This is a genomic window from Bowmanella sp. JS7-9 (genome assembly GCF_004329715.1).
Classification (GTDB): domain Bacteria; phylum Pseudomonadota; class Gammaproteobacteria; order Enterobacterales; family Alteromonadaceae; genus Pseudobowmanella; species Pseudobowmanella zhangzhouensis.
The window spans coordinates 111,055-133,655 of sequence record NZ_JXSY01000024.1; the positions used below are offsets into that span (position 1 = coordinate 111,055).

Consider the following 22,601-nt stretch of genomic DNA (forward strand, 5'->3'; position numbering starts at 1 on the left):
GACATGTAATTGCGCGATCTTATTCTGGTGGCGTTTCTTTTTATCGCCATCTACTACAGTTTTAAAAAACCCTTTATCGGCGTGGCAGCGTGGGTATGGATTGCATTGATGGCTCCCGCTTCATGGGCGTTTGGGTTTTCACAAAGTTTTCGACTAAACCTGACAATCGTGCTGGTCACTGCACTCTCCTATGTCTTTGTTTTTAAAGGTAAAGCATTTAAATTCACGCGAATTCATTTTTGGGTATTTTTATTTCTACTGTGGACGTTAATTTCAACCGCCACTAATTTGAACGTCGATCCTGATTGGGTGTGGGACTATTGGTTCAACTTCCTAAAGATATTAATGCTGTTCCTGTTTGTTACGCTGGTCGTCACACGTCGCATACATGTGGATACCGTGATATGGGCAATCGTATTGTCCATTTCAGCTTATGCGGGCATGGAAGCGCTAAAATTTTTACTGTCAGCGGGCAGTCACAGAATTACCGGTAGAGCAGGCATCATTGCAGATCGAAATGACCTGGCAGTGGCTATCAACATGTCGATTCCATTAATTGTTTATTTGCTTCAGGTCAGTAAGCACAAATGGGTCAAACGCGGCCTCTCTATCCTGCTAATACTGAATATTTTAAGTATCGTTGGAACATACTCCCGGGCAGGATTTATCGGTTTGATGATCCTGGGGACAGCACTTTGGTGGAACTCAAAACACCGTGTAAGTATTTTGTTGGTTGCAGTCGTTTCTATTCCCCTGTTATATGGTGCTGCTCCGGATTCTTGGAAAGAGCGACAAAGCACCGTGTCGACCGCAGCGGAAGAAGATCTTTCCTTCATTGGACGATTGTGGGCATGGAAAATTTCTACCATGATCGCCGTGGATCATCCTTTTTTCGGAGGGGGTTTTGCCGCAGTCCGCGATCCGATTCTTTGGGCACATTATGGCGCCAGAACTCCACACTATCCGCCCATTTATACTCGCCCTATTCCAGACACCATTATCCCTAAGGCCGCGCATAACATATTTATGCAAGTGTTAGGCGACCACGGGTTTGGCGGGCTATTTGTCTTTTGTATGATTCTGTTCTCTGCCTGGCGGGTGAATCTTATCACCCGTAAAAAGGCCAGAGAGCATAACCAGGATTGGTTGGTAAAGCTTACAACTATGCTAAACCTTTCGTTTTTGGCTTACGCCATTAACGGCTGTAACGTCAGTCTCGCGTATTTTGACGAGTTTTATGCGTTAGCGGGTTTAGTGGCAGTATTATTCGCTAATCAACTTTGGAAAGAGTCTACCGACAAGTCGGCCAAGCAAACTACGCCCGGCCACGACCATCACGTAACGCGTAGTTTTTAACGTAAACCGCCAGCGCTTCAAACCAATCTTTGAAGCGCTTTGACTTCTTATAAAGTGGTTTATTGTAAACGCGGTGAAGGTCTTCCATGGTCAATTTGAGTCCCAGTTGTTGATTCAAACGTTCAATGGTCTGCTCGGGTCTTAGTTGCAGATCCTCGAATTCAAATTCACTATATGATTTACCGCGCTCCGTTAAAAACCGCTTAAAGGAGTCTGTCACCGATTTATTGTAACGTCGGGTAAAACTGAGGCTTTGTATATGTCGTCGTTGGTTCGAAGTAATCCATGATTGCATATCATCACGAGTTAGAATGATGAATTCCACACTATCAATGTCAACAAAACGCATCCAGGCGCGAATCGTCAGTGCAAGCCTGGGATCTTTCCAAATCCAGGGTTGGTTTTCTGAAAGCTTTTCTGCAAATGCTTTATACGGTGACGGGTCCAGCATCGCTATCTTTTGGGTCACGTCCAATACAGCTTGCTCAGTAAGAATTTCATGCTCTCTGTCACCCGTGTAGCCAGCGTCAGCAATCATCTTGTTATTCAGTGCGACTAATTCAGAGTTTTCATAGGTGTTATAGTCAATCTTCTGAAATGTCTCATCCCCTAACCAATATTGCCCCTGAGATATCAATGCCGTAAATGCAGAACTCCCGGTCCATCCGTGAGTCAGAATTATTACGTTCTTTTTCATGTCAAATCCTCTGCCATAAACCAGTACCCTACAACATCTAAAATCTCGCAACTAACTCATCCAGCGAGCGGGTTGCACTCCAGCACAATTCCAAACTGATGTTTAATTTCTTTTTACGTCTTACTCAGTTCATTTCAGATTTGTGATTTTTATTTAATTTTTTTCACCAATTTAAGCAAAGACTCAAACATCTGCTGGCGCCATTCTTTGCGGGAGAAACTGTGGTCAGCATCAGCCAGCATGTGATTGCTTACATTGTCACGTGCGAGTATTTTTTGCCAAATAGAAGATGAAGCGGCGTAGTCATTAAATTCCTGTGCGATAAAATCCTTTCCGCTCGTCAGAATCTGGATCGGGCCGCAAAATTGTTCGGTACTTCGGGTCAGCCGCAAGGGTAAGGATAATCCGCTAAAATCCTGGCTATTGGTCTGCGATTGGGATTTATCTGACGACTTACGCGCTTGCGCCGCTACGCTAAAAAAGCCCGACATTGACTTAATCACATTGAATTGGCCGCTGAACACTTTACGCCACAATGACTTACTCAATAATCTTTGTAGGTAGTAGTGTTTAATATATGTTTTTGCTTGCCCTTCATCAGTTCTTATCCACGGATTAGCAAGAAACAGGGCTTTGACACGCTCATCCTGATAGCCATAAAACGCGCAACCAGATGCAGATTCACATTCTCCCCACAAAACCACACCACGCAGATGTGGAAAGGCATCGGTGAGTAAATCAATGGCGCTGCGGATATCTGCATGCATATCGATAAAGCCGCGATTTTGTCCACCGCTATCACCTACACCGCGATGGTCAAAACGTAGACACGGAATATGATTGGAAGCTAAATAGCGTCCCATATTCACAAATTGTCGACTCACACCGACCCGATATTGAGGGCCTCCCGCAACCACTATAATCACACCAATATCAGCAGGCGTGTCGCTGCTGTGTATGATTCCAACAAGTGGAGAGCCCTCACAATCAAAAACTCTGGCATGTTCTATCATCGGCTGGCCACCTGCGTTGCAGTAGCGGCAACCAATTCAGGAACTAAAGTCCGCTCATGTGCCTGCCAAAAGGCCGGGCCGATAATGCTATGAGTAACAAACTGCTTATTGAGTTGTGCCCAACTTTGCTGAATTTTCAGATCCGCCCGACCCGGTTGTCGGTCTGCGCTGGGCAAAATTGAATACCAATGTATCGGACAAGAGGGTACATCCGCCTTCTGATGATTCACCTCATTTAACTCACCAAAAAGTGTCGGTGAAATCGCATAACCCGATACTTCAACAGGCTGTCCTGCTGCAATTTGCTGTTCAAATATCCGGGTACTTCCCTTATCTTCCGCACGATTTAAGCTTGCCGCCATTTTGACCCGCAACATTTGGGTTAACATTGGCTTACCATCCAATAATGGCTGCCAGAAATGAAAGTCTTTCAGGTTAGCAATTAACGACTGCGCATACAGTGCAACCAGCGCTCCCAGACGAATCCCCAGAACAGACGTTGAACGATACCCTGCAGATGCAGCAACGTTTGATGCTACATGCATGGCATTAACCATACTTTGCCAAGTAGATTGGACGAAATCCCCTTCGCTATCTCCGGTACCCAATGCATCAACGCAAACTACGCCGATACCTTTTTCAGCCAGCGTTTGTGCCAACAGCGTTACCATATAGCGACTACGATTCATCTCCTCAGTAAAAGGAGCAGCTACCAGTAAACAATGCCCGCTCCAATTATCTGCCTGAGGGCGCCAGTGACAACAAAATAACCTGCCATCGGCAGACTCAATAAACTCTGCCGCTAGCTGAAAATTCTCAGCCATTAATTGTCTTTGTCTTCAATAAATGCAGCCAGAGAACCGACACTGGCAAACACGTCAGCGGAGATTTCATCATCATCAACACTGAAACCAAATTCTTCCTCCATTGCTGTTATCACACCCACAACAGCCATAGAATCAAATTCTGGAATAGCACCCAGTAGCAAAGTATTTTCATCAAATTCTGCCTTGCGGTCATGCATCGCTAACACGTCACACACAATATTGATGGCGTCCTTTACATAAGACATAACTCTCTCCCAACATTACAGTCGCATTGCAACCATTTCACTGTAAACATATTGAATATCCTCGGGACGCAAATCCTGACTGAGGTAAAAGCGTTGATGCCCCTCTGCAGCTATTCCCCAGTATGAAAAATTATCCGGCATAAAACGCATTTCTACGCGGGTAAATTTAAAGCCGAATCGAGACAACAACTGAAAACGAATGGAACGCCAGCAACGTGCAAACAATGCATAGTCACTAACATACATCAACTGGGCTGACCAAGTGCGCTTAAATTTTTGCCTTTTCATTAGAATAAGTAACGGACCTTCTTCGGTTCGTAACACCATGCTATACACGCCATCGAGGCTCCTATGATCGGTAAAAATCTGCCAATCATGCGGGCTCAAAATATCATGTATTTCTTTGTCCCCATCCACCTGGTGAGTCCGGTTAGAAAACACTGGCAATGGCAGATTTGGCAGCCAACGTAATCCTGTCTTGAGCGGAATAAAGCGCAGATAAGAAAAAATCTCTAAGCCACTTTTATTGGGCGTAAACATCGTAAAGTGATAACCCGCTTGTTTGATCACCGCCAAAACTACCGAGATACTGTGTTTACGAAATTCCGGCAATACACACCAGGTATGTGGATTGCACATTTGTCGCAATTCACCGTTGAGCCATTGCTGTGAATACAATGCACAAATTGCCCCAACCACCTGATGATGCTCATTCACCAGCGCAAACCCATAATTAGGGACTGAATCAAGCCATTGTGTGGTCAGGATCGTCTGCCATTGTGTTACGGAAAAACGTCCATTCATATTTCGATGAAGAAACTCTGAGACCTGTGGGACAAGCTCCTTATCAATCGCAATGGTATTAATTGTCACGCTTTATCCCTCCACAGCGGAACGCACAAAATCAGTCATGTGTGCTAACGTTTCGACATCATCCGCACTAGCAGCCCCAGCAGTCTGGTCAGTCGCCATAGCGGGTAAGCGGCTGATCACTGCATGCCAGTTGGATTGTTTTGCACAGATTTGCAGCAAACAACTTTCAGCGGCCGCCTTAGCTGCAATATATTCGGCAAAACCTTTTTTGCCTTCTGTCACAAACACACTTGAGGGTAAGACCACACGTAGCGCACTTCCCTTTTGACGAACACGGGCGGCATGGTTGAGCAGGTTCACCATACCATCGACATAGCACTGACTAAACCGATGAAATTTCTTCAAATCAAATGGGCCATCATTACGCCCGATTTGTGGAGAAGGAAAATAAAATATATGGGAATAGTCGCATGCCAGTCTGGCAAATTGTTCCGTGCTCACGTCTGTGACGTCAAAACCGAAACAAGCGGCCCGAGCACCGTCAGCCTGCAATTCAGACAAGATTCGTCTTGCATCCTTATCACCGCGGGCGAAGGTGAAATCAACCTGCGCCCCACCTGCTGCCAGCAGCTTCACTGCAAGCTCTCCTAACCCCCGTGAACCACCCACTACCAAAGCTTTAACAGTATGAAATGCAGTGCGTTCGACTTGTCGTTTCACTACTTCATATGCGGGCTGCGCTACTGGTTTTTCTCTGAATAATCCGTCAATGCGAGCTTCAAAAGAGTCGGACTTAATCAACAGCGCCACACTATTAAATCGCTCATCTGTACTCGTTGTACACGCACTGAATGACAGAGTGGGCGAGGTCGTGGGCGTCAAAAACTTTACTTGAAGTCCAGTGAACACGCTGTCGATACCCGGGCACTTCATACCTACCACATGAGTGGTAGCCAGCAGAGCCGCAATTTGATAATCCGGCACAGCTGCAGATAAGGCCGGCATAAGCGCACGGGCCTGATTAACATTCCACGGTGCCATCGCACTATAGTTGAATGACAAAGCATCAGTGATAGACAGGTGATCCGGTAGCGCTTGTGAATACTCAACTTTTTGCAAAATAGCCGCGCCCGTTTCCGTTGATTCGATAGAAAACTGGATCTGTTGCACGGTTTTACCATTAGCCAACAGCGCTATTCGATATTCATTTTCCTGTGCGCGTTTTATCTCGATATTTAGCGAGCTACCCTGAAAAATCGGACCGACAAAATTGGCCTTCAATGCAACAATTCGCCATGCTGGCTGTGAGATGTTACTGCACATGGCATTCAAGGCAGCCAACAATGCATGAATTCCATGTACTACCGTGTCGCCGAACTGCACACGGCGAGCGGCTTCTGGATCAACATGCATGGGATTCCAATCAGCAGATAAGTCAGCAAACATTTTGCTCTGGGCATGAGAGATCGTGAACATTACGATGCTTCCAGTTTGGATATAGGCGGCCGGTGAAACTGGTAATGTCGTGTATCTAGCGACCATACCTGCAGCTGTTCATCCCAACAAAAGCCGAGTTCTGGTAGCAGATTTTCTACCAATACATTTTTTTCGGTAGGTAAGTAGCGTGCGATGATCTGATTTATACCACTCGTAATTGCATGCTCAACCAGATAGTCACAAATCCAATGTTCAAGATCGCGCTTGATCACCCGACAACTCATCAACCAGCTGTCAATTTCCAACTGCATGGGTTGCTTATGACAAATAACGACGGACACCAAGCCATTATCACCGAAGCGATCGGCCAGCCTTACTGACAACGTCAGCATATCAACATTAGCTGCCATTCGTTCAATTTGATCTTGGGTATAGCGCTTTGTCGTCAGGTTGAACTGATTGGTTTTATTCACCAGCTGCGTCACGCGAACAATGTTGGAAGATAGAAATGGCTCAACCCGTGCGACCATTTCCAGCGACCGCAAATACTCCTGCATGTCAGTGGCATTGTTTTGCAGCTTTGAGCGCGCCGCGTTAGCCCGGTATTGGTCTGCACGGTGCAAATCATCCTCGGTTTGCGACAATGACTCAAAGTAATTAGCCCGCATTAAAATATCAGCGTACGTAGAGGGGTCACGACCCATTTCAGGCACCGCCACGTCAGGCAGCATCTTTCTGACAATTTCTCGCTCAGCAGGATTGTCATCGACAAATACCAATGCATCGATACCGATATTCAGAGTAGTGGCAATAAACTGAAGATTAGTCGGCTTATCCTGCCAGTTAGCCACAAAGACAGCTATATCCGTCTCTTTTAGCAACATATCTGGGTGGACCTGAAACGCCTCTAACGCATTTTTTTCATCATTTTTAGAACATACAGCCAAAATTATGCCTGCTTGCTTTAACTCAAGCGCCAACTGCTGTAAGCGCAAGTGGGCTTCGCCACGAGGCGTTCCTGGCTGAATTGCGATACCGTACAGCCCGTCATCACCAATGACACCTCCCCACAAGGTATTATCGAGATCCAGCACCAGGCACTTACGACTTTTTCCCTTTATAGCGCCAACTAACGCAGCGACACGTTCACAATAAAATAGCGTGCCCTCTTCCGACAGGGCTATGCGAGAGCTCAACCAACTGCGCTGATCGAACCACTGGGTGCCGCCCAGATGAGCCGCTTCACTAAAAACATCCAATAGATAATGCGGGCTATCCGAAAGTCGCTCGGCCAACTGTTGATTGAATGCAAGGATGGTCGCACTTAGTGCAGTGTGGTGGCGAATATCAAAATTGCCGAGCAGATTGGCCGGTGGTAAAGCCAAATTTTGCACGATACAAGGCACGCCGGCATTAGCGAGAAAACCATCCGCGACTTGAGTAATGAAGTCCAGACTGCTTCGGACATCCGACTTAGCCTGACTCACTCCGCCATTGGCGAAGGGATAACCACGGTAATCCTGATTAATCAAAATGAAATCGGGACCAAACTGACATAATTTAGAATTGACCGACTGTGACTCCTGCCAGGCCTGATCAAAATCAGCCAGACAGATGTTGAGCCACACACCCCGTCGCAGTCCTGCAATGAATAACGGCGCAACTAATAAGTCTTGAGTACTGTTGCTGACAATCCCAAGCTTTACTTGAGCGAAGCCGCATGCAATAACCGATGCCCCCGCATCGGAGCATACTGCCTTCATTAGTCTGGTACATTGATTGACGTCTAACTGGGTGTGGAGCACCCTTGCCAGACTCGCCCTATCGGCTGAGCCCTCAGTAATCTGTTTACAAATAGTTTTAAAATCGTCCGCTACGGGCGGTAACCAATCCCGGTTCTGCACGTCTAAATCCCTGTTCCCGTGACTTATGCCATTTTCGCCAGAATTGCATCCACCAGGCTAGACACTGATTTAAGTTGGTCTATCTGCTCAATTTCGAACTGGATAGAAAAGTGCTTTTCAATTGTTGTGAGCAAACGAATTTGCGCCAGACTGTCCCATTCCTCAATGTCATCACTGCTGAGGGAATCACTGAAAGAAACGTCTGCATCCATGAATACGTCATCGAAAATATCTTCCAATGCGCTCAATACTTCTGTGCGTTCACTCATAGTCTCACTTCCTGATGATTGTTTTTTGTACATATTAACGAGATTAACGCCCCAATATACACTTTTATTTTACTTGGAGAACCAAGTTGCCTTGCTCGAAACAAGGAAAAACTTTACTGACCAAGACATACACTTGTAATTCAAGATTTACTCTGCCAACTTCAGCACGCGAATATTGTCCGAGGCATTATTAATCAGTACAAACAGGTCTCGCTCCCGCCAATACGCGAAACGTCCGAAAGTTCCGTTTGTCGTCGCTTTATTTGGTGCCCCCACTGTCACTATAGAATGCCAAGTCATTGTCTGTGGATCCTGTATAAACAGCATCGGCCCTCCTGCCCAGGCCACAAATCGCTTTCGTTTCGAATCAAAAACCAGCCCTGGGGCGTTGGTCTCATGTAGCGGTTTTAAATCTGACGGAAGTGGTATCTTTTGCCGCCGGAAATCGGAACCATCCGCTGTACTAATCAAAAACTGTTTGCCTTTACCAAGCATGAGGAACCGTTTACGCAGTGGGTCAAAAGCAGCCGTCAAATCTAACCCTATCTGACTGTCTGACAAACGCAGGTATCGTCCACCTTTCGGCGTATATTGGTACTGATAAAAACTGTAGGTATCGTGCAAATATATTCGATCATTGATGGGGTCATAAGCTGACACCAGGCCATACGTTTTTCGGGGAATATCACCCGTTGCGGCGTCTCTTCGCCACTCATGGGTGGCCAGATCCATTAACCATGTTTCACGATCTGCGCCTCCGGAGCCACTGGCCAATGACCCCGAAAACGCCCACAGTAAATCCGCCTTTTCCAGCACATTTAAACCATCGTAGGTATGCCTGCCATTTGGCTGAGTTCCATCAAATGGAGAGAGTTCCGATTTAGGGGCGCCTGTGGCATTGGCTGGATAAGCAGGATCGGTTAATCGAAGCAAATGTTTGTCGCGAATATTAAATCCATAAATTTCATTACCATAGTAATCGTTATGGCCGCCGCCCCAAATATATAAAGTACCGCGTTGCTGGCTAAGAGCGGCCCCACTCCAAGCACCTGTTACCGTTCCACAGTGGTAACTGAAATCATAAGGGTAATCATTGAATTTGTTGGTAGGACAAATTTGTTTTAATTGCGTATTCGGAATGACCTCCCATCGGCCAACTTCGGCGGCTGACGGCAGTATTGAGCACGCATAGATTAAGCTGGACATTAAAATTCTATGCATGGATGATAGGCATTCCGTTCAGAATTGGGCGAGCGCTGCACAACACCGTAACATGAATTCGTGTTGAGTTGCAGACAGGATTCCCGGATACAGGATTGAGCCAACATGAAGTTTTCATTGCCTGCACTTTGGGTGCTGTTATTAGCTAGCTTTACTGCCAATGCCCAAGTTGACTGTAATGAAATGGAATGGTCGCGCTCCGGTCATCCCTGGGACTATTACAGCGCTGAAGCTCGTGTTCCGGATGGAAATACTCCTCAGGGTTTGGTCAATTTAGTTGAGAAACACCACTTCAACAGTGATGTGCAAAACCTCAATAAAGGGCAAACCAGTCGTCTTCCCGGCGATATGCTTTTTATTCTCAAAATAATCCCTAACCACCCGAGAGTGTTGCTGACCTATTCCCGTTATGAAAAAAAGTACACCGAACTGGAATCATTTCGGCTCAACGACGCGCATAACAAACCACCATATAGTGCCGAGTGTCTGATAAAGCGCGCTATTAATGTTTACCCTCAGCACACAGAAACCCATAAAGTGCTTGGCATTCATTATTTTCAGCATGGAAATTTTCAACAAGCGTTGCAGCCCTTTAAACATATTGAAGCAACTAATCCCAACGATATAGAAAACCTGTACAATCTGGGGCTCACCTACTGCAAACTGGGTGAAATCGAACTGGCTAAACAATACGCCGCAGCGGCATACGGAGCCGGATATCCGTTACAAGGGCTCCAATCAATGGTGACCAGAGGTTGTCGTAAGTAAGCACATGTCACAACAGTCACAAACAAAAGTTGTCTCCAGCGTTGGCTGGTCTTTTTTGACACGTTACAGCAATAAATTTATTGGGTTACTCAATACCTTAGTATTGGCACGATTGCTAACACCAGAAGATTTTGGAATTGTCGCGTTATCGTCAATCTTTATTAATTTTCTGCTGGCACTCACCGAAGCAAATTTGCATTTGTATCTGATTCGCCACAAGGAAGATAACGACCAACTGTTCAGTTCTGTATGGACAGCCAGCGTGATGCAGGCAGTCGTAGTTTCGATATTTATGGCTATCGGCGCACCTTATGCCGCTGATTTCTTTGAGCAACCATTACTAGAACAAATCATCTACTGCCTCATTATTGTGCGACTACTTGATGGCTGCCGTAATGTAGGCATTTATATCGCGCAAAAGCACCTCAATTTTAAGCTGGATTTTAAAGTTACCTTTTACTCCAAAATCAGTTCGGTGATTTTTACGATTGGTCTGGCGATCTGGTTGCAAAGCTATTGGGCGCTGGTTTTAGGGCAAATCTGCTCGTCTGCGGTGGCACTGATATACAGTTACGTACTCCATCCATTTCGACCACATTTTAGCTTGTATCAATGGCGTGAAATTCTGGCTTATTCAAAAGCCACTATACCAGCAACCATTGCCGGTTATCTCAATACGCAAATTCACATGATCGCTGCGGGACGATTGGGTACCACTGAATTTATTGGCCGATACCATATGGCTCTTAATATCGGTGCAATGTTCACTTTCGAATTAATGTTGCCAATCATTCGCGGTCTCGCGCCTAATTTTTCTATTGTGAAAGACTCAGGTGAGGGAGAGAAATTTTTCAAAATGGCAACCACGCTTGCTGTTTACGCCTTTGTCCCCCTTGGCGTAGGTATTAATGCGGTTGCACCCGAGTTTATTCAGACGCTGCTTGGTGAGCAGTGGTTACCGGCTGCACCTATGCTCGCTTGGTTTAGTCTGTTCTTTATGATTAGCGGTATCATGATGTTTCTCAGTGGACAGTTTCTGATTATTCTGGGTAAAGAGCAGTTATCCAACCGTCTGGTGTGGATGCGTACCGCCATGATCAGTATTGCAATTGCACTGACTGTGCACTTTGGCAGCTACACCGATATACCTCGTAGTTTGTTTCTGTATACGATTGCCGCGTTACCGCTAATTCTGTACTTTGTCTCGCGGGCAATGGCATTCTCTCTGCGTAACTACTTAACAGGCTGGATCCCACCTGTGCTGGCGGCGCTCCTGATGTGGTCAATGTTACATTACCTGCCTCTGCAAGGTTTGCCATTTTGGTTGTTACTACCAGTAAAAATAGTCATTGGTGGATTAACCTATTTACTGACGTTGACGCTGTTGTACAAATTGCGTGGCAAGCCAGAAAACAGCGTTGAAGCATTTATATTGAACAAGATACCTCGCAAGCATTTCAGGTCAGGAAAATAAATATTAAGGAGTTAACGATGCTAACGCGTCCATTTAAACAAATCACATTGATATTGCCTGAACAGGACTTGCTTGATAACGCTGAATCTGACGACGCATTCCTCGCAATACGTGGTGCTGTCTATCTTAACGGACAAAAACTAACTGCGCAGACTGCTTTGCAACATTTGCAAAAGCATAGCGACATAACCGATGTTCTGGGTCAATTCAGCGGTCATTTTTGGCTGATATATCAAGATAAACAGCACATCTGGCTGGCAAACGACCACATGGGATTGCAGCCCTGCTACCACACATTGCAAAACAACAGGTTAGTCGTCGCAGGTAAGTTGAATGCGTTAAAGTCACTCGACAACCTGTCGTTTACCCTATCAAATCAAGCGATATACCAATATTTTTATTTCCACTGCATTCCATCGCCGCAAACGATTTACCAAGAGGTAGCGAAGCTAGAGCCAGGCATGGGTTTATGTTGGCAAGATGGCACGCAACCGTCATCAACACTGATTTATAATCCGGACTTTACTCAAAAATTAGACAACACTGCGACTTCACAGCAGCAGTGCCTGGATATTTTGCAAGATGCCGTCGCTCAACAAATGGATGATTCAACAGGAGCGTTCTTGAGTGGCGGACTGGATAGCTCAAGTGTTGCCGGTAAATTGGCGGCTATTAACCCTCAAGCAAAAACATTCTCTATTGGCTTTCGGGCTAAAGGATATGACGAAACTGAGTTTGCCCTGATAACAGCGAACCATTTCAACACTGATCATCAGGTTTTGTATCTTGAGCCAGATCAAGCACTGGAAAAGTTTGTCGAGATAGCCCAATACTTTGACGAGCCATTTGGTAATTCATCGGCAATGGCCGCATACTTTTGCGCCAAATTTGCAAAAGAGCATGGGATTCATACTTTACTTGCCGGAGATGGTGGCGATGAGATTTTTGCTGGCAATGAACGTTATGCCAAGCAGAAAATATTTGAGCCTTATTTGCGTGTTCCCGGATTTATCCGAGCAATAAACAGAGGCATTTTTGTAAAGTCGCCACTGGCAACTCTGCCCGGCTTTAAAAAGATTGCCAGCTACATCCGCCAGGCCGAGACGCGGCTACCATTGCGTCTTCAGACCCATAACTTTATTTATCAGATCGGCGCAGAAAACATATTTGCCGACAATTTTTTGCGTACCGTGAACCAAGATTTACCTGCGCAACAATTAAAGGCGCGTTACGAGTCATGCAAAAGCAATGATCCAACCAACGCAATGCTATTTCTGGACTGGAAATTTACCCTGGCAGATAACGACTTAGTCAAAGTGAATACCATGTGTGAAATGGCCGGTGTGAATGTAGCCTATCCCTTCCTGACACGCGAAATGGTGGACTTCAGTTGTGACATATCTGCCAACGCTAAATTACCCGGTCAAAAACTCAGACATTTTTATCGGTCAGCCTGCCGTGGATTCCTGGCTGACGAAACACTCGATAAAGAAAAGCACGGATTTGGCTTACCATTTGGCGTGTGGCTTCACGAGCACGAAGGTTTAAAGAATTTAGCGTTAGAGTCATTGCAAAAATTCCGCAAGCGCAATATCTTAAATGGCGAAATAATAGACAAAGTATTGGAAGCGCACACCAGCGTACACGCTAGTTACTATGGTGTATTGATATGGATTATTGTGGTGTTGGAACTCTGGTTGCAACGTCACGAGGGGGACTGATGATTCACCATCTGTTATCGCTAACAGGTAAATTATTTGGCAAAGGAAAGCTGAGTATTCTGCAATATCATCAGGTACTCAGTCAGCCAGACCCATTAATGAGAGGCTTGATAACCGCAGACAATTTTGAGTGGCACATGAAACTAATCAGCCGCTACTTCACTCCTCTCAGCCTCTCCTCCGCAATCGACCTATTACAAAAAAATGCCCTGCCTGCCAATGCTATTTGTGTCACCTTTGATGATGGCTATCAAAATAATTTATCTGTAGCATTACCGATTCTCGAGAAATACAACATTCCCGCCACCATTTTTATTGCTACTGGCTTTTCCGAAGGCAACACGATGTGGAACGACAAGGTATATCATCTGTTCCGCGATGCGTCGCGCGCTAGCCTGTTGCTAAATGGTCAGGACGTCGAATTGGGCGACTATGACCAACGCAGACAATTACTCAAAGAGTTAATCGAACAGCTGAAATACTTGCCAATTGAAACAAGAAACAGCGAATTGAAAAAAATCTATGACGAAAATCAGATCGAACCGCAAAAAGATCTGATGTTATCGCCCGAAGAGATCGCCGCACTCGCTGCAAAAGGCATCGAAATAGGTGCACACACTGTCAATCATCCTATTTTGGCTGTGTTGGATGAAGATCAGCAGTTTGAAGAGATTGCTCAATGCAAGCGACAACTGGAGTCATGGGCTGGTAAGCCAGTACTTCATTTCGCTTACCCCAATGGGATTCCCGACCAGGATTTTACCGAAACTACGGTCAATATTGTGCGTAACTTAGGATTTAAGAGTGCAGTGGCTACCCGTAAGGGTGTTTCAACCCGTGAGTCATGCATTTTCAAATTACACAGATTTACGCCATGGGACAAAACACCATTGCGATTCCATCTCAGACTAGTGCAAAATCAAGCATACTAACGAGATAGTGTTTGCGCAGGGAAAGTCAGTGAAACGTTTATTTTTGAGTATATGTCGGTTGTTCGGTTTGTTTCATCTGGCAAAACACCTCACGGCTTCTCGCCCAAGAATTCTTTGCTACCATGGCATTTCTTTAGAAGACGAGCACCTGTTTCGCCCCGGGCTGTTCATGCAGCCTTCAACATTTGCACAACGCATTCAGCTCATTAAAAAGTGGGGATATCAGGTCATTTCTCTGGATGAATTGAGTGGAATGCATCAAAGTAAACAATATGGCGTTCACCAAGCTGCCATCACAATAGACGATGGTTGGGCCGGTATTGAACAGTTCATGGTTGCCGAACTGGCCAAACATGCAATGCCTTCCACACTTTACCTCTCTAGTTATTACGCCGAAAAACAAGTACCGGTATTTAATGTCGCTGTCGCTTATCTCATGTGGTCACAAGGCGGCTCGATTGAGTTGGCAGGGGATTCTTATCTTTACCAGCTAACGCATAAACGGCAATTAACTACTCAAGATATCTCCAGCAGGGAGGCCGAGTTAAGCTTTGAGCAACGTCAAACTATTTTGCAGGAATTGGCGCAGATTTGTTGCGTGGATATACAACAATGGCAGCATGCGGGGCGCTTCCGCTATCTCGACATTGCAGCCTTAAAACGCTTACAAGAAAATCTGTGTAAAATTGAGTTACATACTCATCGTCATACGTTCCCTCAGGATGACCGCACTACCGCCGAGCTGGAAGTTGAACGTAATCGCCAGTGGATTCATGAGCACCTGGGCGAATCCACCCACCATTTTTGCTACCCCAGCGGGGAATATGTGCCAGCGCAATTTGATTGGTTGCAGTCACTGAATATTGCCACCGCCACAACAACACACAATGAGATAGTCAGCCCTGAAGACCATCCATTAGAATTGCCACGTATCATGGACTCTAATGCTGTCTCCAGTCTCGAATTTGAGGCCGAGTTGACCGGATTCATGACGTTGTTAAGAAAGCTTCGATAACCATTTTCACTTTTTAATCTGGAACCCATTCCATGTCTGTTGTTACTTCTATCTCGACCTTGTTAGACATAGTACGTCGCGAATCTGCAATTTCCGGCAGGTCAGTTTTTAGTATTCTGACCGGCGCGTTACGCGCAAAGGTCAGTTATGGTTTAGGTTACAAATATTTCATCATGACAGGGTTGGCTCGCGAAGATTTCAATCCGAATGAGGTTGCGAAACATCTTTCCAGTAAAGACTATACGCGTGCGATCGAGATCCTTAATCCACTTGCGTACCGCAAAATAACTCAACATAAATTCGTTGAGAAAGCACTTTACAATGCATTGCATATCAATAGCGCCGAACTGTTAGGTTACTATCACTTTCAAAGAGGGGTAACTGCGCAAGGCGATCCACTAAATGACATAGTGCAATTAAGTGACTATCTGACTAACTTTGTCGGTCAAAAGATTTGCTTTAAATTATGTGAAGGATGGAGCGGAAAAGGCTTTTATGCTGGCACCATCGAAATGCAAAACGGAGAGTTATCGGTACGTAAATTATTCTCTGATGAACGCATCAAATTACGAGACCTGATCGAGACATTCGTTAATGACGACAATGAAGTCGAATTAATATTTGAACGCTATGTCACTCAGGCGGCGGGGATAGCCCAGTTCAATGATACCAGCGTCAATACCATCCGTGCATGGGTGTTGGACGACGGCAGTAAAATCGAACTTATCGGCGCCGTTATTCGAATTGGACGCAAAGGTTCACTCACTGACAATAGCGGTGCCGGCGGCATAACAGTTGGAATCGATATAAAAACAGGTACGCTACGACAAGGGCTGCTTCCAGCCGATCCAGTCCGACCAAATTTGACCCAGCATCCGGATACCAAAGCACAGCTTACCGGCGTGGTGATACCTCGATGGAAAGAGATTGTCGATTTCTCTTGTGAGGTGTTAAAACGTTTGCCGCAAACCCACTTCGTAGGTTTGGACATTTCGCTAACAGAGGACGGGCCTTTGTTAATAGAAACCAATCCACTGCCAGATAAAGACAGTGCGGCAAAAGGCCCGATCCCGGCGATAAAATTAAAGCAAGCAGCACAAAAATGGTTGAGTAAATAACTAACTAGGGGGCGCTATGCGGAGCGAGCTAAGGATTCAGCAGCTTCAATTGTCACATTCAAACGGACGCGTACGTTACACTGTTGACGCCGACGGTAATGAATTGTGGTTTGAGCTCCCCGATAACATTACTCTGCGATGTCCCGGAGATTTTTTCGTCGCGTGTATGTTACTCGAGGCGATGGTCTCAGACAGAAATATTCGCGTCGCCCCAGATATCGGCATTTCCAGCGAGTTATCCGCTTCGCTATTCGAGTTACAACCAGTTTATTGTTTGTGGAATACGAAACTCAAAGAAACCAAAATTTTAGCCGACAATATATCATCCATCGGCGCTGTGCACTGTGGCGGTGTGTCGACCTACTCAGGCGGGATAGACAGTAGTTATACATTAGCCCGTCACCTCAACGACATATCGCATGTGGTTACTCTCAATACATTTGAAGGTCGCGAGCAGCCTGCTGAATACCAGGCTCTTATCCGTCGTCATAGCCAGGTACTTGCACAACTCAATGTCACGCTAATCTCAATCACGAGTAATTATCGTGAATTGACCGAGCGCCTGCGAATTTCACATCAATTCCAACACGGCATCATTTTAGGAGCATTATCACTGCTGTTAGGTTTTGAGAAGACTTTCATCCCGTCAGGATTCAACGCCACATTGCTTTATCCATGGGGCAGTCACCCGCTAACCGATCCTCTCTGGTCTGGAAATGGCCGAAACGTAATTCATGATGGACCAATTACGCGCGTAGCAAAAACCAAATATCTTGCTGCCAATCCGATGCTGCTAAATAACATTCAGGTATGCTGGAAACATGTGATTGGAAACTGTGGTCAATGCCATAAATGTTTGAGAACGATGGGGGCTTTGCATTTTTTTGGCATGCAGTCCGAAGCTTTGCCCGCTCTGAAAGACCTTAATCTGTTACTGACATATGACGTCAAGAGCGAACAATCTGTACCATTCGTTGAAGAGCTTGCGCTGCTGGCTTTGAACACAGGACATGAACACATAGCGAAGAAATTATTTCGTAAAATCGACCGTTTTTGGCTCACTTTTCATTTGCAGGAAACAATTAAAGCATTAACTGGTGATACACTGCGAAAAGCGATACTTAAATTTCGTGGCCAGGATTGGTCGACTTATCGAGTCAGGGTTGACGACAAACATCCATCCTAATCATGCAACAGACTTGCTGAGCAATTGGGATGCTTTGAGCAAATTTTGGGGCGTCCCAAATTTTACAGGTGACCACGGTGCCAATCAGGATTCACGGATTTTCCACTGAAATTCAAAACTCTCGCATACGCTATCAGGCTCTGGTGGACGGTGTACCATTGTGGATCGAACTGGATGAAAGTATTACCCCGCGAAGTGCGGGTAACTTCTTCGTTGGCGCGGTGTTACTGCATGCCATGTATGAAGGACAGGAGATTCACCTCGATGAATCTTTACCGGTAAGCACTGACTACCTGAGCAGTATCGCTGCGTTACAAAGTATCTACTGTCAGTGGAATGGAAAACTCAAACAAGTAAGCATTATTGCCTGCGAAAAAGAAGACATCGTTCTCAACAATGACAGTGCCTCATTTTTCTCGGGGGGTATAGATGGCAGCTATACACTCGCCTGCAAGCCAGAAATCAACTTTGTACTTTGCCTGAACAGCTTTGAAGGCAGAGAGCAACCAGATGCGTGGCTAAACCTGATAAGACGCCAGCGCGATTTTTTAGCAAATCAGGGCAAAACACTTCTACACATTGCCAGTAACTATCGTCAACTTACAGAAGCCTGGGGCGTATCACATCAATTCCAGCATGGTATCGCGTTAGGCAGTATTGCAACGTTTCTTGGTTTTAAAAATACTTATATACCCTCAAGCTTTACATCAGATTATTTGTTCCCGTGGGGAAGCCATCCGCTAACTGATGTTCTTTGGTCTGGCAACGATTTCCGAATAGTTCACCATGGTATTGATGTGTCGCGGGTAGATAAAACCCGTAAACTTGCCGACAACCCAGAGTTGCTCAACAATATTCAGGTATGCTGGAAATACGTCGATAGAAACTGCGGAGAATGTCACAAGTGTATTCGCACAATGACAGCACTGAAGTTTTTCTCTATGCACAGTGTGGCATTACCAGAGTTAAAAGACATCGCCCATATCGCTGATTTTAAGGTTACCAGTGTCGCCGCCGTGCCTTTTGTCGAAGAACTGGCATATCTCGCAGAGGAACGCGGCTATGAGGCAGTAGCCAGAAAGCTGAGACATCGGGTGCGACGTTTTTGGATAAAACATCACGCTGACGAATTACTCAAACTGCTTGTGGGCGACTTACTCGGACCAGTAGTGCGACGTATGCGCAGAAACACATGGTCTACTTACAAAGTCCATGTCACCAATCAGCAGAAGTAGCCAACCGTTACACAAACTTACGTTTAATATCATTCCATGAACGGCGCAGAAATGCGCCCAGATTAATCCAATAAAGCTTACGATCTCCCGGGTATAACAAATCGGCTTTGATTCCCGGATGTAGCATCAACCAAAAGAATTCAACCAGTGCGTATACTTTCTTACCCACTCCCACTTGCTTATCCTTCGCTAACGACAACAAATAGCCATAGTCAGCCGGAAAGGTATGTCGGGCACAGATTTTTTTGGTCAGCCTTAATGGCATATCCGGACGCTTACCCTTTAAAAAACTGTCCATCTGAATAGCAGGAAAGTGTAATCCAGCCAGAATATCAACGTTAAGTGCTGCCCAGTAGCGAGCATTTAGCTCTATAAAATTAAAAGTTTGTGTAGACTGATCCCAGGCATACTCAACCATCGCCGCGCCCTGCCAGCGTAGAGCCCTAAGACGCAACAACGCGTCTTGGTACATTTCTTCATGCCACCAGCTATGTCGAAGCGCTGTCAGTCCGCCTGTGTGAGGATTGTGATGCGTTGCTAACACCATGGATTCCGCCAAGATTTGGTTGTTTTCAATAACTACGTTTACTGTAGCCTTGGCTCCTTTTACGCAACCCTGAATTAAAAGTTCAGAGAATCCCTTTGATAACTCCTCAACACATTGTTTGGCTTCATCAACCGTTAGCAGTCGCTTGACCACGCTGGACTCACCATCATTTGCATATGTGGCATCGCCTTTAACAAACAAAGGCAGAGGCCAAGTGCTAATTTCTGACCAATTCGCCGGCTGCATGGGGGAAATGACGGCTGTCGGAGGTATGTTTGCCTTTAACAGTGGATCGTCGCTATTCAAAAATAACGCGAAGGTCTCTGTCTTGCTCATACTCAAGTAGGCATCAGCTTCGGCCTGAGGCAGACACATCAGATGTTTAAACTCATCAAACGCATCACGAATGGCAACCAAAAAGCCTTCGCTATGTACGATAGCGTCAATTTTTTCAGCTTGGATCAGTCCACGTAGCCAATCTATATAACCCTCATCGTATGCGGGGCTTAATATTGCTTTCGCGGTAAAAGACGACTTAAGACCCAGTGCCTCTGGATTGTTCGACGCAGCAATAACACGGTATCCATGTTCTCCAAGGGATCGAATGGCCGCAATTGCTCCCATTGCATCTGCTTGCGGTACCATTACTGTAAATTGACGTCCCTCGGTTTTCATTACTTCGCATGCTCCATTGTTGATTGTTGTGGGGTTCGATAATTCAGCCCACGAATAGTCGTGTGAGTACCCGCCTGTCCTGACCAATATACTATCATCGGGACTCCGTCGTACCACGGCTTTTTCTTACTCGTTTCTTCAATGTCAGCCAGTGCATCCCCGACTTCCTTTTTGAATTGACGCGCTAAATCTGAGTCGCAGCCGCGATTAGATGACCCCGACATCTCTACCTGACTACCGTTTACCAGTACAAATGTTTGTACCTGGTCTCCTGGGGTACAAACTAGGCCTTGCGTTCCGGTTTGAAGGTTCCAGTGATACAAAAATTCGCTATCTATGTTTACCAATTCGTCCTGAACCAGCAACGACTGACCCGGGTTAAAAATAATTTCACGTAAAACACGCTTATCTTCACGATTACCGCTATGGTAATAAGCCGCCGTTAAATCCAGAGTCAACTCATAGCCTACTGCCGTGTGCTCGTACCTGACGAGTCTGGCACGATCAAAATCAGCCCCACGTCCCAGATTTATCAACCAGTTGTCAACTGAGGTTACGGCACTGCCAGTTGGCATAATCAATCGCTGAGTGCCATCGCGCACATCCCTGACAAAGAGTTTATTTGGTTTGTAATCAGCGTCAGAGTTAGCCAAATTTGGTAAATTTTTAGACGTACTCCGAACACCATAATAGAGTCTTGATGGGCTTTTGATTGAAGCATAACTAGCACCATCCGTAATGAGCGGCTTGCCATCATCAAATAGAACAAAGTGTCCCGCATCTGCATGTTGGTGATGGGTAAACTGTTGTCCAGCAGTTACCATTAAAAAAGCATCCTGTGCTCCCCACCCCTCGCGAATAACAATTTGATTGAGAAAGCCCTCACCAAATATCTGATCATTCGGCAACCAGCCATCGAATACAGCCAAGCTACCGGTCGGATTGTCACGCGGAATTACACTGGGATCATAGGTGAAGGGAATCAACCATCGATAGCTGGCGTGATAGCCCCGGTTACGATGTTGCTGATGAAGTAACTGCGCATAAGTGGCGAAAACTGGGTTTCGGGTGATTCGCGCGATCAAATCGATAGCCTTTTTGGACTCATCTTTTAGATCACTTTTACTGCCCTCATCGCCACTAGCCTGAATCTGAAAATCAGGGCGCGTCATATATATATGCCACAATCCATTTCGCAGCGCTAAATGCCGCAGGTGCGCTTTTAATTCTTCATTTTTACCTACGGTCAGATAGGTATTTACCGCCAGATAAAACGGAATGGCTCGATTTTGGATCCAATAGTTATAACTCTCCGGCCACCCTTCAGTAATAGTCAGGGCGAGAATACTTTGCCAAAAATGTTTAAATGCCCGATCAAGCAGAGGGCCCGATTGGTATAGCGCTGCGGCCGTTATGTAAGCTTCAGCACCGATCGAAAACCGCCCATGCCACATAGAAGCACTATAGCCATCCAACACATCCAAACATTGCTCCAGCCCCTCTTCAATGCGACTTTCGATTTGCTGATAATCTGCAGAATAGCCAACTGCTTTAAGTTGATCGTAACCCATCGCAAATAGCCAGGCAGTTCCCTTATTGTTGCCCGCACTGCACGGATGGAGATAGCCTGAATTCAGATAGCGATAAAGTCGATCAGCATTATTAGAAGACTTTGTTGCGGCAAAACAGCTAACTACGGATTGGGGGGTTTTACTCTCGCAAAGCAGACGTAGATTAGTATCGTGGTAGCTGAGATTGTTCCGTATCGCAATCTCATCTCCCACTGTGCTAATTATGCGAGGACGTGTGTCCAGCAGACTTTGTGCTTGAGCAGCGGATGCGCGCAATTCCTCAGAGATACCTTTGGTTTCAAGCCATCGCTGCGTGGTCTCACTTTCATCAAGCATGCTATAAGCGAGTGTCACGCCAAGCGTTTTCACTTGCTTATCAATGCCAGACTTTTCAAAAATCATGTCAATGATGTTGGATTGCGTGAAAAAGTAAAAGGCTGCAATAACCCCTCCCAACATCAACATCCATTTTACTCTACGCCGTTTTTTCATCTCCTGCTGTGATTGGCGAACTTTCATTGCATTCCCTATTACTCAATTTGCGCCTTAAGCGACGTAGTTTGAAATCGATGGTAGC

20 protein-coding genes are annotated in these 22,601 nt (G+C 45.7%); 9 read left to right on the forward strand and 11 right to left on the reverse strand.

Translation table 11 applies throughout. The annotated features are described in order from the left end of the window. The first annotated feature begins 9 nt into the window (after window positions 1-9). Window positions 10-1,356, forward strand: coding sequence for a putative O-glycosylation ligase, exosortase A system-associated (locus TK45_RS13710; RefSeq protein ID WP_131259409.1), 1,347 nt, complete (start codon window positions 10-12; stop codon window positions 1,354-1,356). Here TK45_RS13710 and TK45_RS13715 read toward each other — a convergent pair. From TK45_RS13715 to TK45_RS13755, 9 genes are all read right to left on the reverse strand, one after another. Continuing rightward, window positions 1,316-2,053, reverse strand: coding sequence for a hypothetical protein (locus tag TK45_RS13715; RefSeq protein WP_131259410.1), 738 nt, complete (start codon window positions 2,051-2,053; stop codon window positions 1,316-1,318). The genes TK45_RS13710 and TK45_RS13715 overlap by 41 nt on opposite strands. Before the next feature lie 149 nt (window positions 2,054-2,202). Then, entirely contained in the window at window positions 2,203-3,066 is an 864-nt protein-coding gene (locus TK45_RS13720) for a hydrolase 1, exosortase A system-associated (RefSeq protein ID WP_131259411.1), read from the reverse strand. Next, the gene (locus tag TK45_RS13725; RefSeq protein ID WP_131259412.1) at window positions 3,063-3,890 is read right to left on the reverse strand and encodes a hydrolase 2, exosortase A system-associated; all 828 of its coding nucleotides are present in this window, start codon (window positions 3,888-3,890) and stop codon (window positions 3,063-3,065) included. Before TK45_RS13725 ends, TK45_RS13720 begins: the two co-directional genes overlap by 4 nt. Beyond that, complete coding sequence (locus tag TK45_RS13730) at window positions 3,890-4,138, reverse strand: phosphopantetheine-binding protein (RefSeq protein ID WP_131259413.1); 249 nt, start codon at window positions 4,136-4,138, stop codon at window positions 3,890-3,892. The genes TK45_RS13725 and TK45_RS13730 overlap by 1 nt, the downstream gene beginning before the upstream one ends. A 15-nt stretch (window positions 4,139-4,153) precedes the next feature. Beyond that, on the reverse strand, window positions 4,154-5,011 hold the full coding sequence (locus TK45_RS13735) for a hypothetical protein (protein ID WP_131259414.1): 858 nt from the start codon (window positions 5,009-5,011) through the stop codon (window positions 4,154-4,156). 3 nt (window positions 5,012-5,014) lie between these two features. Next, entirely contained in the window at window positions 5,015-6,427 is a 1,413-nt protein-coding gene (locus tag TK45_RS13740) for an SDR family NAD(P)-dependent oxidoreductase (protein ID WP_165490790.1), read from the reverse strand. Next, window positions 6,427-8,151 (reverse strand): HAD family hydrolase, encoded by a 1,725-nt coding sequence (locus tag TK45_RS13745; RefSeq protein WP_131259416.1) that lies wholly within the window; start codon window positions 8,149-8,151, stop codon window positions 6,427-6,429. Before TK45_RS13745 ends, TK45_RS13740 begins: the two co-directional genes overlap by 1 nt. A gap of 164 nt (window positions 8,152-8,315) precedes the next feature. Beyond that, the gene (locus TK45_RS13750; protein ID WP_165490791.1) at window positions 8,316-8,561 is read right to left on the reverse strand and encodes an acyl carrier protein; all 246 of its coding nucleotides are present in this window, start codon (window positions 8,559-8,561) and stop codon (window positions 8,316-8,318) included. A 147-nt stretch (window positions 8,562-8,708) separates the two neighbouring features. Continuing rightward, window positions 8,709-9,782, reverse strand: coding sequence for a hypothetical protein (locus TK45_RS13755; protein WP_131259418.1), 1,074 nt, complete (start codon window positions 9,780-9,782; stop codon window positions 8,709-8,711). A gap of 105 nt (window positions 9,783-9,887) precedes the next feature. On the opposite strand from TK45_RS13755, the gene TK45_RS13760 reads away from it, so the two are divergent. The 8 genes from TK45_RS13760 (at window position 9,888) to TK45_RS13795 (ending at window position 19,231) form a co-directional block, all read left to right on the forward strand. Beyond that, the gene (locus TK45_RS13760) at window positions 9,888-10,550 is read left to right on the forward strand and encodes a tetratricopeptide repeat protein (RefSeq protein ID WP_131259419.1); all 663 of its coding nucleotides are present in this window, start codon (window positions 9,888-9,890) and stop codon (window positions 10,548-10,550) included. Window positions 10,551-10,554: 4 nt separating this feature from the next. Further along, the gene (locus TK45_RS13765; protein WP_131259420.1) at window positions 10,555-12,024 is read left to right on the forward strand and encodes an oligosaccharide flippase family protein; all 1,470 of its coding nucleotides are present in this window, start codon (window positions 10,555-10,557) and stop codon (window positions 12,022-12,024) included. Window positions 12,025-12,041: 17 nt separating this feature from the next. Beyond that, entirely contained in the window at window positions 12,042-13,745 is a 1,704-nt protein-coding gene (locus TK45_RS13770) for an asparagine synthetase B (protein WP_131259421.1), read from the forward strand. Continuing rightward, the gene (locus TK45_RS13775) at window positions 13,745-14,677 is read left to right on the forward strand and encodes a polysaccharide deacetylase family protein (RefSeq protein WP_131259422.1); all 933 of its coding nucleotides are present in this window, start codon (window positions 13,745-13,747) and stop codon (window positions 14,675-14,677) included. The genes TK45_RS13770 and TK45_RS13775 overlap by 1 nt, the downstream gene beginning before the upstream one ends. A 28-nt stretch (window positions 14,678-14,705) precedes the next feature. Further along, window positions 14,706-15,692 (forward strand): polysaccharide deacetylase family protein, encoded by a 987-nt coding sequence (locus TK45_RS13780; RefSeq protein ID WP_131259423.1) that lies wholly within the window; start codon window positions 14,706-14,708, stop codon window positions 15,690-15,692. Window positions 15,693-15,724: 32 nt separating this feature from the next. Beyond that, window positions 15,725-16,810 (forward strand): sugar-transfer associated ATP-grasp domain-containing protein, encoded by a 1,086-nt coding sequence (locus TK45_RS13785; protein WP_131259424.1) that lies wholly within the window; start codon window positions 15,725-15,727, stop codon window positions 16,808-16,810. A 16-nt stretch (window positions 16,811-16,826) separates the two neighbouring features. After that, window positions 16,827-17,996 (forward strand): hypothetical protein, encoded by a 1,170-nt coding sequence (locus tag TK45_RS13790; protein ID WP_131259425.1) that lies wholly within the window; start codon window positions 16,827-16,829, stop codon window positions 17,994-17,996. A 77-nt stretch (window positions 17,997-18,073) separates the two neighbouring features. Beyond that, a complete protein-coding gene (locus tag TK45_RS13795; RefSeq protein ID WP_131259426.1) occupies window positions 18,074-19,231 on the forward strand; it encodes a hypothetical protein in 1,158 nt (385 codons plus the stop codon). Window positions 19,232-19,238: 7 nt separating this feature from the next. Here the strand turns inward: TK45_RS13795 and TK45_RS13800 are convergent, their stop codons facing one another. Both TK45_RS13800 and TK45_RS13805 read right to left on the reverse strand, forming a co-directional pair. Then, window positions 19,239-20,453: a hypothetical protein gene (locus tag TK45_RS13800; RefSeq protein ID WP_131259427.1), complete on the reverse strand. Its 1,215-nt coding sequence runs from the start codon at window positions 20,451-20,453 to the stop codon at window positions 19,239-19,241. Continuing rightward, entirely contained in the window at window positions 20,453-22,543 is a 2,091-nt protein-coding gene (locus TK45_RS13805; protein WP_131259428.1) for a heparinase II/III family protein, read from the reverse strand. Before TK45_RS13805 ends, TK45_RS13800 begins: the two co-directional genes overlap by 1 nt. Window positions 22,544-22,601 lie beyond the last annotated feature (58 nt).